Origin of the sequence: Dechloromonas sp. ARDL1 (assembly GCF_051122455.1) — a bacterium.
Lineage (GTDB): Bacteria > Pseudomonadota > Gammaproteobacteria > Burkholderiales > Rhodocyclaceae > Azonexus.
Genome location: NZ_CP168939.1, coordinates 1,120,483 through 1,135,812 on the forward strand (window position 1 = coordinate 1,120,483; position 15,330 = coordinate 1,135,812).

Annotated in this window: 12 protein-coding genes; 4 read left to right on the forward strand and 8 right to left on the reverse strand. The window is 61.6% G+C overall.

What is annotated here, in order from left to right:
* Positions 1-56 precede the first annotated feature (56 nt).
* From AB6Q56_RS05495 to AB6Q56_RS05515, 5 genes are all read right to left on the reverse strand, one after another.
* Positions 57-1,877: an L-lactate permease gene (locus AB6Q56_RS05495; protein ID WP_434516101.1), complete on the reverse strand. Its 1,821-nt coding sequence runs from the start codon at positions 1,875-1,877 to the stop codon at positions 57-59.
* Between the two features lie 138 nt (positions 1,878-2,015).
* Entirely contained in the window at positions 2,016-4,787 is a 2,772-nt protein-coding gene (locus tag AB6Q56_RS05500) for an FAD-binding and (Fe-S)-binding domain-containing protein (RefSeq protein WP_434516102.1), read from the reverse strand.
* A 100-nt stretch (positions 4,788-4,887) separates the two neighbouring features.
* Positions 4,888-6,294, reverse strand: a complete 1,407-nt coding sequence (locus AB6Q56_RS05505; protein ID WP_434517134.1) for a LutB/LldF family L-lactate oxidation iron-sulfur protein — start codon at positions 6,292-6,294, stop codon at positions 4,888-4,890.
* A gap of 50 nt (positions 6,295-6,344) precedes the next feature.
* Positions 6,345-7,013, reverse strand: a complete 669-nt coding sequence (locus AB6Q56_RS05510; protein WP_434516103.1) for a LutC/YkgG family protein — start codon at positions 7,011-7,013, stop codon at positions 6,345-6,347.
* Positions 7,010-7,795, reverse strand: a complete 786-nt coding sequence (locus AB6Q56_RS05515) for a (Fe-S)-binding protein (protein WP_434516104.1) — start codon at positions 7,793-7,795, stop codon at positions 7,010-7,012. Before AB6Q56_RS05515 ends, AB6Q56_RS05510 begins: the two co-directional genes overlap by 4 nt.
* 176 nt (positions 7,796-7,971) lie before the next feature.
* Between AB6Q56_RS05515 and AB6Q56_RS05520 the strand changes: the two genes are divergently transcribed.
* Positions 7,972-8,739, forward strand: a complete 768-nt coding sequence (locus AB6Q56_RS05520; protein WP_434516105.1) for an FCD domain-containing protein — start codon at positions 7,972-7,974, stop codon at positions 8,737-8,739.
* 38 nt (positions 8,740-8,777) lie between these two features.
* A complete protein-coding gene (gene ppsA, locus AB6Q56_RS05525) occupies positions 8,778-11,153 on the forward strand; it encodes a phosphoenolpyruvate synthase (protein ID WP_434516106.1) in 2,376 nt (791 codons plus the stop codon).
* 123 nt (positions 11,154-11,276) lie between these two features.
* Here the strand turns inward: ppsA and AB6Q56_RS05530 are convergent, their stop codons facing one another.
* Entirely contained in the window at positions 11,277-12,299 is a 1,023-nt protein-coding gene (locus tag AB6Q56_RS05530) for a PEP-CTERM sorting domain-containing protein (protein WP_434516107.1), read from the reverse strand.
* Positions 12,300-12,304: 5 nt separating this feature from the next.
* Positions 12,305-12,592: a hypothetical protein gene (locus AB6Q56_RS05535; RefSeq protein ID WP_434516108.1), complete on the reverse strand. Its 288-nt coding sequence runs from the start codon at positions 12,590-12,592 to the stop codon at positions 12,305-12,307.
* On the opposite strand from AB6Q56_RS05535, the gene AB6Q56_RS05540 reads away from it, so the two are divergent.
* Positions 12,591-13,685 (forward strand): IS5 family transposase, encoded by a 1,095-nt coding sequence (locus AB6Q56_RS05540; protein ID WP_046535740.1) that lies wholly within the window; start codon positions 12,591-12,593, stop codon positions 13,683-13,685. The genes AB6Q56_RS05535 and AB6Q56_RS05540 overlap by 2 nt on opposite strands.
* A 461-nt stretch (positions 13,686-14,146) precedes the next feature.
* Here AB6Q56_RS05540 and AB6Q56_RS05545 read toward each other — a convergent pair whose 3' ends face one another.
* Positions 14,147-14,578 carry a c-type cytochrome gene (locus AB6Q56_RS05545; protein ID WP_434516109.1) on the reverse strand — a complete coding sequence of 144 codons (432 nt, stop codon included), beginning with the start codon at positions 14,576-14,578 and terminating at the stop codon, positions 14,147-14,149.
* A 122-nt stretch (positions 14,579-14,700) separates the two neighbouring features.
* Between AB6Q56_RS05545 and AB6Q56_RS05550 the strand changes: the two genes are divergently transcribed.
* A complete protein-coding gene (locus tag AB6Q56_RS05550) occupies positions 14,701-15,324 on the forward strand; it encodes a c-type cytochrome (protein ID WP_434516110.1) in 624 nt (207 codons plus the stop codon).
* The last annotated feature ends 6 nt before the right edge of the window (positions 15,325-15,330 follow it).

A 15,330-nucleotide genomic window follows, 5' to 3' on the forward strand; every position in this document is an offset into this window, starting at 1 on the left:
ATCCTGAGGTTGGCGGGTCGGTTCGAGGCCAACGGCCTCGAACCGACGTTTGCGCTTTAGTGGAAATGCACTTCGTCGTGGCCTTCGACCGGCGCTTCGAGATCGGCGCCGAGGCGACGGGCCAGCAGCGTGACGCAGGTAATGATGCCAACGAAGATGCCCAGCCACATCAGGCCGTCCGGATTGATCGCGGCCTTGGCGCCGGCGGCGACTGCGGCGGCCGCAGCGGCGACCGGCTTGACGTAGACCGGCACGATGCCCGGGAAGACGTAGGCCCACAGCAGGTGCAGCACGCCGACGATGGCGGCCAGGATGATGGAGTGCTTGAAGGTGAAGCGGAAGATTTCCGACTCACGTCCGACCATGCCGGTGGCACCGGTCGCTACCGAGATCGACTGCGGCGAGATCATCTTGCCGCACACGCCGCCGCAGGTATTGGCGGACATGGCAATGACGGGGTCGATGCCCAGCTTCTCGGCGGTGACGGCTTGCAGCTTGCCGAACAGCGCGTTGGTCGAGGTGTCGGAGCCGGTCATGAACACGCCCAGCCAGCCGAGCAGCGCGGCGAAGAAGGGGAAGGCGACGCCGGTGGTGGCGACGGCATAACCCAGCGTGATCGCCATGCCGGAGAAGTTCATGATGTAGGCGAAGCCGAGGATGGTGGCGATGGTGACGATCGGCCACTTCAGGGTCTTCAGGGTGTCGCGGGCGACGCCGCCGGCGGTCTTCAGCGAAGCGCCCATGACGACGATGGAGAAGAACCAGGCGAAGAGGATGGCGGTGCCGGCAGCCGACAGCACGTTGAACTTGTAGGCGGCCGGCTTGGCCTTGCCTGCTTGATCGATGACCATCTTGTCGAGGCCGGCGATCGGGAAGGTGAAGTCGAAGACGGCCTTGGTCATCTGGTCGAGGGCCTGGTTGACCGGCTTGATGCCCCAGGCGCAGACGAACAGCGACAGGATGATGAACGGTGCCCAGGCACGGAAGACCTGGCCGCCGGTGTACATCAGCTTGGCCTTGCCTTCACGTTTCGGCTCGTGGTCGAAGTGCCAGCTTTCCTTCGGATGCCAGACCTTGAGGAAGGCGACCGTGCAGATGATGGAGGCGATGGAGGCGATCAAATCCGGCAGCAGCGGGGCAGTGAGCGGCGAGTTGGCCGAGAAGTACTGGGCGATGGCGAATGAACCGCCGGACACCAGGCAGGCCGGCCAGACTTCGAGGCCCTTCTTCCAGCCGGCCATCAGGACCACCAGATAGAGCGGAATGAAGACCGACAGGATGGGCAGCGTGCGGCCGACCATCTGGCTCAGCGCCAGGTCGGGGATGCCGGCAACCTGGCCGCCGACGACGATGGGGATGCCGATGGCGCCCCAGGCGACCGGTGCGGTGTTGGCCAGCAGGCAGATCGAGGCGGCGTACAGCGGGTTGAAGCCGAGGCCGGCGAGCATCGCCGACGTGATCGCTACCGGGGTGCCGAAGCCGGCCGCGCCTTCGATGAAGGCGCCGAACGAGAAGGCGATCAGCAGGGCCTGCAGGCGGCGGTCGTCGGAGATCGAGGCGAGCGAGTTCTTGATGACCTCGAACTGGCCGGTCTTGACCGACATGTTGTAGATGAACAGCGCGGTGATCACGATCCAGCACACCGGGAAGAGGCCGAAAGCGCCGCCATAAAGCGTCGCCAAGGCAGCCAGGTCGACCGGCATGCCGTACACGAAAACGGCGATCAGGATGGCCAGGCCGGTGCCGCCGAGGGCCGCGAAGTGGCCCTTCATGTGCTTGATGGCGAGCGCCCAGAACAGGAAAAGAATGGGAATGGCCGCGACCAGCGCGGACAGGGCGATATTGCCGAGCGGGTCGACATTCATTTGCCAAGTCATACAATACACCTCATAACAAAAATGGTCAGGTTGCCGTCAGCAAGATTTGCCGATCCCTGGCGGCTACCGAGAGTTGTCACTACTTGTTCCGGCCCTGAGTTCGCAGCTCAGGGCCGTATTTTTTTACTGTTCCCCTCCTCAACAGGTCATGGCGTCCTCCTTGCGCGAGCACGCTTCGAGCAGGTAGGCCACAGAACGATAGGTCCGGCCGGTTTCGGCCGTCAGGCCGATTTCGCAGGTGCGGTTGGTGGAAACGCCGCAGGCGCAGTTGGCCGGCAGTTCGTCGTGGATGTGGCGCAGGGCGTGGCGGTTCAATTCCGGTACCGCGAAACCACGGTCGCCGCCGAAGCCGCAGCAGGTGGTGCTGGCCGGTTCGACGATCTCCTCGACGCAGGCCTGGAGCAGGGCGCGCAGCTTGCCGTCGGCGCCGGTGCGCTTGACGCTGCAATTGACGTGCAGGGCCACCGGGCCGGGTTGCTTGGTGATCATCAGGCGCGGCAGCAGGGCGTCGTGGGCGAACTCGTGGAAGTCGTAGAGCTTGAGCTTGCCGGCGAGGTGCTTGTGCATGCGGGCCGAGCAGGCGCTGGCATCCATGATGACCGGGATGCGGCCGTTGTCGGAGGCCTTCATCAGTGCGGCTTCCAGGGTGTTCGACATGTCCTCGGCCTCTTCGAGCATGCCTTTGCTGGCCAGCATCTGGCCGCAGCACAGCGTGTCGAACCCCTCCGGCAGGATGGGGGCGTAGCCGGCGCGGATCAGCAGTTCCTGCACGACATCGCCGAGTTGTTTGTCGGCGCTGTCGGCCGGCCCGAAGATGCGGGCGCCGCAGGTCGGGAAATAGACCACCGGGTCGCCCTTGGCCGCACGCTGGACGGGGGGCTTGGCGGCAGGTGGCATGGCTTTGCGCCACGTGCCGCCGCTGATCCGGCTGACGAAATTGTCGCCGAGGACACCGGACACGGCGTGGCCGATTTTCAGTCCCGTCCGGCTGAGCCCGGCGAAAGTGCCGAAATGCTCGCCGCTCCAGTGGTGCACGGTACGTGCCGTAGTGCTCAACTGGCGGCCGCGCAGGCGGCGGGTCAGGTCGCCGGTGTCGATGCCGACCGGGCAGGCTGTCGAGCACAGGCCGCAGGCGGCGCAGGTGTCCAGCCCCATGTAGGCATAGGCTTCGCTCAGTGTCTCGGCGTGTTCGCCGGCGGTAGCGCGGCGCGACAGTTCGCGTACGCTGGTGATGCGCTGGCGGGGCGACAGGGTCAGGCGGTGCGACGGGCACAGCGGTTCGCAGAAGCCGCATTCGATGCAGCGGTCGACAATGTCCTCGGCGGCTGGCATCGGCTTGAGGTTCTCGAGGTGGGCGTGCGGGTTGTCGTTGATGATCACGCCCGGGTTGAGCTGACCTTGCGGATCGAACAGGGCCTTGATGCGACGCATCAGGTCGGTTGCCTCCTTGCCCCATTCCATTTCGACGAAGGGCGCCATGTTGCGGCCGGTGCCGTGTTCGGCCTTCAGCGAGCCGTCGTACTTGTCGACCACCAGCTTGCACAGGTCGTCCATGAAGCGGGCGTAGCGGTCGATCTCGGCCTTGTCACCGAAGTCCTGGGTAATGACGAAATGCAGGTTGCCTTCCAGTGCGTGGCCGAAGATGATGCCTTCGTGATAGCCGTGATGGCGGAGCAGGGCCTGCAGGTCGAGGGTGGCGTCGGCCAGCGACTCGATGGGGAAGGCGACGTCCTCGATGAGCACGGTGGTGCCGGTGCGGCGCATGGCGCCGACGGCCGGGAAGGTGCCCTTGCGCACCTTCCAGTACATCTCACAGGTGGCTGGGTCGGTGGAGAACTGCGCCGGTTCGACCGTGGCGATGCCATTCATCGCGGCGAGGACAGCGGCGATCTTCTCCTGCAGCCCGGCCGGATTCGGTGAGCGTACCTCGATGAGCAGCGCGGCGGCGTCTTCGCCCAGTTCGCGCATGATGCTCGGCAGGCCCGGCTTGTTTTCAACCGAGTGGATGGCCGGACGGTCGAGCAGTTCGACTGCCGATACCGGTTGCGGCTTGAGGCGGATGACGGCTTCGCAAGCGCTGCGAATATCCGGGAAAAAGACCAGCGCCGAGGCCTTGCACGGGTCTTCGACGACGGTCTGGTAGGTGATGCGGGTCATGAAGCCGAGGGTGCCCTCGGAGCCGATCATCAGGTGCGACAGGATGTCGATCGGGTCTTCAAAGTCGACCAGGGCGTTGAGGCTGTAGCCGGTGGTGTTCTTGATCTTGAACTTGTGGCGGATGCGATTGGCCAGCGCCGGGTTGGCACGCGTTTCCTTGCCCAGGCGATCCAGTTCGCCCAGCAACCGGGCGTGCGATTGCTTGAAGGCGGCGACGCTGGACGGGTCTTCGGTGTCGAGCAGGGTGCCGTCGGCGAGCATCACGCGCAGGCCGGCCAGCGTCTTGTAGCTGTTCTGGGCTGTGCCGCAGCACATGCCGGAGGCGTTGTTGGCGGCGATGCCGCCGATCTTGGCCGCACCGATGGAGGCAGGGTCGGGCCCGATCTTCTTGCCGAGCGGGGCGAGGCGGCGATTGACCTCGCCACCGACCATGCCCGGGCCGACGCGAACCTGGCTGGCGTCGTCGGCCAGCTCGAAAGTGGCGAAACCTTCGCCGATCAAGGCTAGCACGCCATCCGAAAGCGCCTGTCCGGACAGGCTGGTGCCGGCCGCGCGGAAGGTCACCGGTGTGTTGTGCTGGCGGGCGGCGGCGAGCACGGCGCGTGCCTCGGCCTCGTTTTCAATGATGGCGACGACCTGCGGGGTCAGGCGATAGAAGCTGGCGTCGGTGCCATAGGCAAGGCGGCGGAGGTCGTCGGTCACTACCTGGCGGTCGGGCAGGGCGGCTTGAAGGGCTTGGATCAGAGCGTTCATTTCTCTTCTGTCTTATAGAGGAGTTGCGGTGGCGAGCGGCGTCGAAAACGGGCAAAAAAATCCCGGAGGCCGGTGGTGCCGGCGCTCCGGGGAAGAGGGATTAGGGACGTTCCTTGATCAGGTCGCGCAGGCGTTTGGGGGCAGGCTGCAGCGGCGTGCGAACCGAGGTCCAGCCGGCTTGCTTGCGCGGCATCAGCCAACGGAAGCGGCTGCCCAGCCAGGATACCGTGCGGTACAGGGCCGGTGATCCATAGACGGCAGCCCAGCCGCGCCAGATGGCCGAGGTCAGCGCGTTGTAGCCGGCGCCCTGGCCGCGCATCGCCGGGTTGGCGTGCGGGGCGGTGAAGGACTCTTCGCGCAGGCGGACGAGCAGTTCGGGAATGGGAATCCTGACCGGGCAGACTTCGCCGCAGGCGCCGCACAGGGAAGAGGCGGTGGCCATGTTGGCCGTCGCCTCAAGCCCCAGCATGTGCGGCGAAATGATCTTGCCGATGGGACCGGGGTAAGTCGTGCCGTAGGCATGGCCGCCGATGCGGGTGTAGACCGGGCAGTGGTTCATGCAGGCGCCGCAGCGGATGCATTGTAAGGTCTTGCGCAACTGCTCGTCGGCGTAGGCCTGGCTGCGGCCATTGTCGAGCAGCACCAGGTGCACTTCACCCGGGCCGTCCTTCTCGCCGGGCTTGCGCGGGCTGGAGATCATGTTGAAGTAGGTCGAGATGTTCTGGCCGGTGGCGGAGCGCGTCAGCAGCGACAACAGCGGCGGCACGTGTTCGAGCTTTTCGACGATCTTCTCGATGCCGGTGATGGCGATATGCACCGGCGGCGCCGTGGTGCACATGCGGCCGTTGCCTTCGTTTTCGACCAGGCACAGCGTGCCGGTTTCGGCGACGGCGAAATTGACGCCGGAGAGGCCGATGTCGGCGATCTCGAACTTCTCGCGCAGGACCTGGCGGCCGATCTGGATTAGCGCATCGACGTTGTCGGTGTATTCGACGCCCGGTACGTTTTCGTGGAAGAGCTTGGCGATCTGCTCCTTGGTCTTGTGGATGGCCGGCATGATGATGTGCGACGGCTTCTCGTGCGCCAGCTGGACGATGTATTCGCCCATGTCCGACTCCAGTGCGCCAATGCCGGCGGCTTCGGCGGCATGGTTCAGCTCGATTTCCTCGCTGACCATGGATTTGCCCTTGACCATCAGCTTGGCTGCGTGTTTCTGGCAGATGCCGAGGATGATGGCGTTGGCTTCCTCGGGCGTTTCGGCCCAATGCACCTGGATGCCGTTGCGCGTCAGGTTGGTTTCCAGCTGGACGAGCAATTCGGGTAGCTTGGCCAGGTTGTACTGGCGGATGCGCTCGCCCAGGTCACGCAAGCTTTCCAGTTCCTCCGGGTCGGGGAACTGGGCAGCACGCTTGCTCATCAGGAAGTCCATCGCGCCACGGAAACTCTGGCGCAGGAAGGGATTCTCGACGACATCCTTGGCCCGGGCGCGGAAGCCGACCGAGGGCATGAAGTGCAGGGCGTGCGGGGTCATGTTGGAATCTGTCGGATTGGGGGCGCTCATTGTTCGTCTCCGATCATCAGCACGACCAGTTCCTTCGGGCCGTGCGCACCGTAGGCCAGCGTCTGCTGGATATCGGCGGTCTTCGAGGGGCCGGAAACGAGCAGGGAGTTGGTTGGCAGGCCGTTCTTCCAGCCCTCCGCCTGCATGGCCTCGAAGAAGGTGTTGTAGATACGGGTGGCGTCGAGCAGCACGATATGCACCGGCGGCACCAGCGACATCAGGCGCGGCTCGTCGGGCGTCGGCCACAGGATCAGCGTGCCGGTTTCGGCGATGGCGCCGCGAGCGGCGGTGAAGCTGGCCGGGGTGTCATTGAACATCGCCGGCTTCCAGCTTTCGATGGGCTTATCGTAGCTCGGGCAGGCGATGCCCAGCGGCGGCAGTTCGGACTGGGCGCGGGCGCCATGGGGCGTGCCGGGGGCGACCAGCAGCTTGTCGATCTGCTTGGCGCTGAGTACTTCGTACAGTTTCTGCAACCAGCCGCCGCGTGATACGGCATAGACCTCGGCGTGGGCCAATTCGATGAAGTGACGGAAGCGCTTGGCCTTGTCGGCGGTGCTTTCCTCGCCGCGATGGGTGGCGTACCAGCCGGCCACGTCGGGCAGTTCGCCGGCGGATGCCGGGGTGGCGGCCTTCAGCTTGGCCAGGATGCGGTCACGGGCGCTCATTGGGCATTCTCCTTGGCGGTACGGCGCAGCAGGAAGGTGGCAATGTGCTCGCCGGGCAGGCTGGGCGTTGCGCGGCCTTCCTGCTGGTCCTTCCAGGCAGCATGGCCGAGGATGTTCATCAGGCAGCCGCAATCGGCGCTGACCACGCGCTCGGCGCCGGTGGCCTTGAGCGCCTTGAGCTTGTCCTCGACCATGGCGCCGGAAATTTCCGGCTGCTTGACCGAGAAGGTGCCGCCGAAGCCGCAGCATTCCGATTCGTGGTCCTGTTGTGCCACGCGGACCTTGTCGAGGTCGCCGAGCAACTTGCGACCGGTGAGATGGACGCCCATCTCGCGGCGCGCCGAGCAGGAGGTGTGCAGGACCACGGTGCAGTCGCTGCCGCAGTCCTCAGGCTTGAAGTCGAGTACTTCGACGAGAAACTGGGTGAATTCGTAGATGCGGGCCGACAGTTTTTCGGCGGCCGCCTTGCGGGCCGGGTCTTTGGCGAACAGCGTCGGGTAGTGGTGCTTCATCATGCCGGCGCAGGAGCCGGAGGGAACGACCACCGGCCAGTCGTTGGGAAACAGGGTGAGCTGAAGCGCCGCCACCTTGCGCGCTTCGTCCGGGAAGCCGCTGGAGTAGGCGGGCTGGCCGCAGCAGGTTTGCTCTTCTGGAAAATGCACGCGAATGCCCTGGCGCTCGAGCAGGGTGATCGCATCCATGCCGGCACCGGGGAAGAACTGGTCTACGACGCAGGTTGCGAAAAAGTAGACGTCAGTGGGGTATGCAGATCGGCTATGCATCTTGTCTCCGTTGAAATTATTTACCGGTCAAATGGTAAGACCAGTTTGCGGTCTTGGCGAAATTTTGCGTGAATACCGACACTTAGTCAATCCTGAATAGGGAAATCCCTAGGCTTGCACTTTGTCTGATCGATGATTAGAATGCGCTGGTCTTACCAATCAATGTGGTCTTACCAATGCCGAGCAAGCTACAGGTTCCACGCATTTCCGATGCCATCGCTGCCACGCTGGAGCGTCGCATCCTCGAAGGCTCGCTGAAGCCCGGCGATCGCTTGCCGCCGGAGCGTGAACTGGCGGTCGATCTGGGGGTGTCGCGGCCGAGCCTGCGTGAAGCGATCCAGAAGCTGGCCTCAAAGGGCATGGTAACCAGCCGCCAGGGCGGTGGGACCTATGTGACCGACGTGCTGGAGTCCAGTTTCTCCGACCCGTGGCAGGACATGATGGGCAAACACCCGAACCTGCGCGAGGACATGCTCGAATTTCGCCGCATGCTGGAAGGCCAGGCTGCCGAATGGGCTGCTGAGCGGGCTACCGAAGCCGACTTGCAGCGGCTGGACCAGACCTTCAATACCTTGATGGGCGCTTTCGAATCCGACGATGCGCAGAAGCGTTCGGATGCCGATATCGCTTTTCATCAGGCCATCGGCGATGCCGCACACAATGTGCTGATCGGCCATCTGTCCGGCGCACTGCTCAGCCTGATGCACGACAATATCCGCCTCAATCTGGGCGAGCTGAAGGGTGTGCCGGCCGCCAATCGCCTGCTGATGAGCCAGCACGAGGCGATCTACAAGAATATTCGCGAGAACAAGCCGCAAGCGGCACGCTCCGCCGCCGAGACGCATATCGATTTCGTCCGCGAGACGCTGGCCCAGACGCTGCGCTCCGTCGCTCGCCGCGAAACGGCCGAACGCCGCCTGACAACCGATTTTTCAACTTCGTAATTCACAACCTTTAATTTCGATCCCGAAAGGAAGCAGCAATGGAAGCATTGGTAATCCCGTTCGAAAAACTGCGTATGACCGACGTCGAGCAAGTCGGCGGCAAGAATTCGTCGCTCGGTGAAATGATCTCGCAATTGGCCGACACCGGCGTGCGCGTGCCCGGCGGCTTCGCCACCACGGCACACGCCTACCGTGTCTTCCTGTCGCAATCGGGACTCGATGCCAAGATCAACGCCGCCCTCGACGCGCTGGATGTCGACGACGTTAACGCCCTGGTCAAGACCGGTGCCGAGATTCGCCAGTGGGTGCTCGATACGCCGTTCCCGATGGACCTGACCATCGCCATCACCGAGCAGTATCAGCGCCTGGTGGCCGACTCCCACGCCGACATGTCCTTCGCCGTGCGCTCCTCGGCCACCGCCGAAGACCTGCCGGACGCTTCCTTCGCCGGCCAGCAGGAAACCTTCCTGAACATCGTCGGTCTGGAAAACATCATGCACGCGATCAAGGAAGTGTTCGCTTCCCTGTATAACGACCGCGCCATTTCCTACCGTGTGCACAAGGGCTTCCTGCACGCCGATGTCGCCTTGTCGGCCGGTATCCAGCGCATGGTGCGTTCCGACAAGGGCGCGGCTGGCGTGATGTTCACGCTCGACACCGAATCCGGTTTCCGCGATGCCGTCTTCGTCACCTCCAGCTACGGCCTGGGCGAAACCGTGGTGCAGGGCGCCGTCAATCCGGACGAGTTCTACGTGCACAAGCCGATGCTCGAAGCCGGCAAGAAGGCCGTCGTGCGCCGCAACCTCGGTTCCAAGATGATCAAGATGACCTTCTCGCCCGAGAAGGTTGCCGGCAAGTCCACGATCACCGAGGACGTTGAGGAATCCCTGCGTCACCAGTTCTCGATCAATGACGAAGAAGTCATGGAACTGGCCCGTTACGCCCAGATCATCGAAAAGCACTACGGTCGTCCGATGGACATCGAGTGGGGCAAGGACGGCGTCGACGGCAAGCTGTACATCCTGCAGGCTCGTCCGGAAACCGTGCAGTCCCAGGCGCACGCCGGCAAGCAGGAAAAGTTCAAGCTGAAGTCCTTCTCCAAGGTGCTCGCTTCCGGCCGTGCCATCGGCCAGAAGATTGGCGTCGGCCCGGTCCGCGTCGTCAAGGACCCGAAGGAAATGGATCAGGTCAAGCCGGGCGACGTGCTGGTTGCCGACATGACCGATCCGAACTGGGAACCGGTGATGAAGCGCGCCTCCGCCATCGTCACCAACCGTGGCGGCCGTACCTGCCACGCAGCGATCATCGCCCGCGAACTGGGCATTCCGGCCATCGTCGGTTGCGGTGACGCCACCGAAACCCTGACCGAAGGCGAAATCGTGACGGTCAGCTGCACGGAAGGCGATACCGGCCACGTCTATCGCGGCAGCCTGGATTACGAAGTCACCACCCGCGACATCTCCGCCATGCCGGATGTGCCGGTCAAGGTCATGATGAACGTCGGCAACCCGGAACTGGCCTTCGAATTCGCCCAGCTGCCGAATGCCGGTGTCGGTCTGGCCCGCGTCGAGTTCATCATCAACAACGTCATCGGCATCCACCCGAAGGCCATCCTCGACGTCGAGCGCCTGCCGGCTTCCAAGCGCGACGAAATCAAGCGCCGCGCCCGTGGCTATGCTTCGCCGAAGGCCTTCTTCGAAGAGAAGCTGGTCGAAGGTGTGTCCACCATCGCTGCCGCCTTCTGGCCGAACCCGGTCATCGTCCGCCTGTCCGACTTCAAGTCCAACGAATACCGCAAGCTGCTTGGCGGCGAACTGTACGAGCCGGAAGAAGAAAACCCGATGCTCGGCTTCCGTGGCGCTTCCCGCTACATCGCCCACACCTTCGAAGACTGCTTCGAAATGGAGTGCCGTGCGATGAAGAAGGTGCGCGAGGAAATGGGCCTGACCAACGTGCAATTGATGGTGCCGTTCGTCCGTACCGTCGGTGAAGGCAAGGCTGTTGTCGAACTGCTGGCCGAACACGGTCTGAAGCAGGGCGAACACGACCTGAAGCTGATCATGATGTGCGAAATCCCGTCCAACGCGCTGCTCGCCGACCAGTTCCTGGAAATCTTCGACGGCTTCTCCATCGGCTCCAACGACCTGACCCAGCTCACTCTCGGTCTCGACCGTGACTCCGGTCTCGTCGCCAACCTGTTCGACGAACGCGACCCGGCCGTCAAGCAACTGCTGGCCATGGCGATTTCGTCCGCCAACAAGGCCGGCAAGTACATCGGCATCTGCGGCCAGGGCCCGTCCGACCACCCAGATCTGGCCGAATGGCTGATGGATCAGGGCATCAACAGCATCTCGTTGAACCCGGATACCGTGGTCGATACCTGGACGCGGTTGGCCAGCCACAAGAAGGCGTGATGCTTGCCTGATGGAAACGAAAAGGCCGGGATTGATCCCGGCCTTTTTTGAATCATCTTCTGCCGTACCCGCTAAAAAAAGCCAAGACAAGGCGTCTTGGCTTTTTCTTTGGAGAAGTTGCGATCAGGCGACTGCGTGCTTCCGCTTGAGGTTGCCGTGCGCGCCGAGCCCGATGAATGCCATGGCAAGCAGTGCCAGGGTGGTGGGTTCGGGAACGCTGTTGTCGTCGCGTGTGCCAAACGGTTGAATCCAGGCGGTTTCGCCGCCGCCGTTGATGTAGGCCATCTGCCAATCAATTTGCAGGGTGTCGAAAATCGTATCCTTATTGTGAATTTCGTCATCCAGCTGCTGGTTGTATATCGCGAAGGCCGCATTGTTCTGGCCCGTGTTGGTCTGTGCTTTCGGTTGACCGACTGCGCAAACACCGTTGGCGTCCGGGAAGCCAGTAAAGACGGCGCCGTTCATGCAAATCGAGCCGTGAACGTAGGCCCACGGACCGGTATCGCCAAAGCCGGTAGCATTCGATGGCGGGAGCGGATTGGCCAGGGGGTCGTTGCTCAGTGCGGATCCGGTTGGCTGGAGATAGAACGACTTGTTGTTGCCGGCGTTCTGGATGTCAACCAAGGTGATCTTGGCCCAGACGAGCAAATCAGGACCACCATCAAGCAGGTTGGTTGCGCTGCTTCCGCCCTGTGTTCCCGTTTCGTTGAAGGCAAAGAAGCCGACAAACTTGCTTCCGGCAAACTGGGAAGCCAAGGTGCTGATACTGGCTTGCCAACTGTTTCCATCACCGCTGGCCGGGCCGTTGGTGGTATCCGTGGTCATGTTGGTGAAGGTTTTGATGTTGTTGGCCGACGGGGTGTTGTAGGCGTTGTCAATGCCTGCAATGTTTGTCTGGGCCTGTCCTCCGTTATTGACCCCAACGACAACGTAGTCCTTGATGCTACCGGGTGTGGCGTCAACCGCGTAAGGGCCGGAGTTGGATGAGCCGCCGTTCAGTAGTGTCAGGGAGTAAACCTGAAAATCGGTGAACTGCAGGCAGTTTTGCCCGTTACAGGGACCGGTCGGCAGGTTGATGGCGAGGGCTGCTTGCGATGCCAATGCCAGTGCGGTCATCGCGATGCTCTTTTTCAGGATATTTTTCATGGAATTCACCGTTCAAGTGATTTTTGATTGCAGATGACCTGTTCAATGCAAATACTGGACCATTTTTGCAATGCATTGAATTTAAATAAAAAATGAAATTCATTTTTTTCAAATTGGTGCTTGGTGTAAAAAAATCCGACAAATATGACATAAGTCCTGAAGCGAATTGTTTGGTGTCGGGCAATCGGATCGCCTAGCAGGCTGCTGAAATACTTCCCCATCCTGTCGACGAAACAGCGGGTTTGATCGTTATAGAGATTCACCGAGATTACCGAGAGCACAAAGCGGATCATGCGCGGAGCCGACACCTTCACCGAGAGTTTGTTTACGATGCGTCGCCTGGACGACTTTGTGCCGGCGCAGCACCCGTTGCGGCCGATCCGGGCGATGGTGAATCGGGCGCTCAAGGATATCGAACCCCTGCTCAGCGGCATGTATGCCGCCGACGTCAAAGGCGGTCGCCCCAGCATTGCCCCGGAGAAACTCCTGCGTGCCATGCTGCTGCAAATCTTCTACAGCATTCGCTCGGAACGGCAATTGATGGAGCAGACCCAGTACAACCTGCTCTTTCGCTGGTTCATCGGCCTATCGATGGACGATGCAGTCTGGGTGCCCACCGTCTTCACCAAGAATCGCGAACGCCTGATTGCCCACGATGCCGTGATCGAACTCTTCAATGCGGTACTGGCCATTGCCGAGAAGCAGAACTGGCTATCAGGCGAACATTTCAGTGTCGACGGCACGCTCATCCAGGCTTGGGCGGGACACAAGAGTTTCCTGCGCAAGGACGGCGGAGATGATGAAGGCGGCGGCAATTTCAAGGGCCAGTCACGCAGCAATGACACCCACGCCTCACGTACCGACCCGGATGCCCGACTGTACCGCAAGGGCAATACCGCCAGTGAGTTGCGCTACATGGGACACACCTTGAGCGACAACCGCCACGGACTCATTGCCAGTGCGGTCGTGACCACGGCCGATGGCTATGCCGAGCGGGAAGTTGCCAAGGCCCTGATCGCCGATGCCCGCCAAGTCGCCGGCGAAACGGCTGAAATCACCCTCGGCGCGGACAAGGGCTACGATGCCCAGGAATTCATTGCGGCACTCATCGAACTGAATGTCATTCCCCATGTGGCGCAGAACACCAGCCATCGCCGTTCTGCCGTGCCGGACGACATTGCCGGCAGTGACGGTTACGCGATCTCCCAGCAAAAGCGCAAACTCATCGAACAGGGATTCGGCTGGGCCAAGTTCATTGGGCCGATACGCCAGGTGATGGTGCGCGGACTGGAGAAGGTCGATCAGTTGTTCGTGCTGACCATGGCCGCCTACAACCTGACGCGCATGCGCTCCTTGGGAGCAATCCGTCCGCTGGGGGCAATATGATAGGAAAACACCTCGGAATCCCTGTAAAACACGTGCGAACGACCGAAAATCCGCTTCGCCTTACGAAAAACGACTCCGTTCCATGCCACCGTCTGCAGTTGCAGGGCGGTATTTCAGCAGCCTGCTAGGGGGCAATAAAAACGGCGTAGCTGGCCTGGAGTCGAACGAGGTTTTCCAGAAGCGAAAGAAGAGGGCTTTCTTTCTGGCTGTGGTTATTTGCAGGCCATCGTTGCGGCAGGATTATGACAATGGCCCCGGATTGTGTAGGTCGTTCATGGGGTTAGGATTGTCTTGGCGTAAAAGCCGTCCAGCCTGCCTTGCTGGAACAGTGATCGCCTGGAGCGTTGTTTCACCCCGGCGTAGACCGGGGCCAGGAGATTCAGGCGCGCCAGCGCTGGATAGCGGCTTTCGCCGTTATGGCGGGCGTTTCGTCCTTGATTGGGCAGAAGTTAAAGTCAGCCTTACAGTGACGAAGTCTTATAGTCGTCGTGGCAGTTCTTGCAAGTTCGCGTCATATCGGAAACCGCAGTTTTCAGGGCTTCCAGATTGCCGCCTCGGGCGATTTCCTTCAGGCGTGTCGCGTCAGCCTGGAATTTCTCGATCTGCGAACGAAAGCGCGGCCAGTCCTGCCAGATTTCAGGCTTGGCCTTGGTCTCTCCTTCGTGCGACCCGGCGACGAAGCCGTCGATGCTGGCCCGCGACAGCATCTCCAGATAGTTTGCGTGGCGATTCAGTTCCTCGCGATTCATCGCGGCTTTTCCCTTGGCCATCGCCGATACTTGCTCGTAGTGCCGTTTGATCATGGTCATTACGGCACGCCGGTAGCGAATCGGCTCTTCGTAGCGGGCAACCTCTGCCCAGAGACTCGCCGAGAAGGCGAGCAGGGCTGACATGATGAGCGGTCGGGCGAGTGTTTTACGGAGGAACACTGTCGAATACCTCGTTGGATGTGCGGTTTTCTCATTATCGCTATTATTCGCATAGTTCATCAATGATCACCAAAGAAGGGGAATGAATGAAAAGCGTGCGTTGCTTGCTGGCCTGTCTGGCGTATTGTCTTTCCGGAAATCTACTGGCTCAGGATGTTCCGGCCGCTGTGCAAAACAATTGTGCGCGTTGTCATGGGCTGGACGGCATCGCAAAACAGCCGTCGATGCCCCATCTCAACGGCCAACTCGACAGTTACCTGCTTGCTGCGATGAAAAAATTACAGAAGGGGCGCTCACCGACCGAGGTAGCGAATCATGTACCGGAGTCGCTTCCGGAAAGCGAACTGGCAGCCATCGCTCATCACTATCAAGCCGTCAAGGCAACGCGTCCGATCCAGGAGACGGACCCGGATAAAGTGGTGCGGGGCGAGATCGTGTTTCGCAATCGCTGCAACGATTGCCACGGCGACAACGGCCGGGAGGCCGACAAGGATGCGCCGCTCATGGCAGGCCAGGACCTGCAGCACTTGTTGAAGCAAATCAGACTTTTTGTGGGTGGGAAGCGCAGATTTGGCTTTTTGCAGGACGATGCGTTCAAGGGGCAAAGCCTCGAAGATCTTGATGCCGTGGCTCATTTTTTTGCCAGCCAGGATCCGGTGGCGACGCAGGTGTCGGTCAATAATAGCGGCAAGAAGAAGCAGCGCCGCTAGGCATTC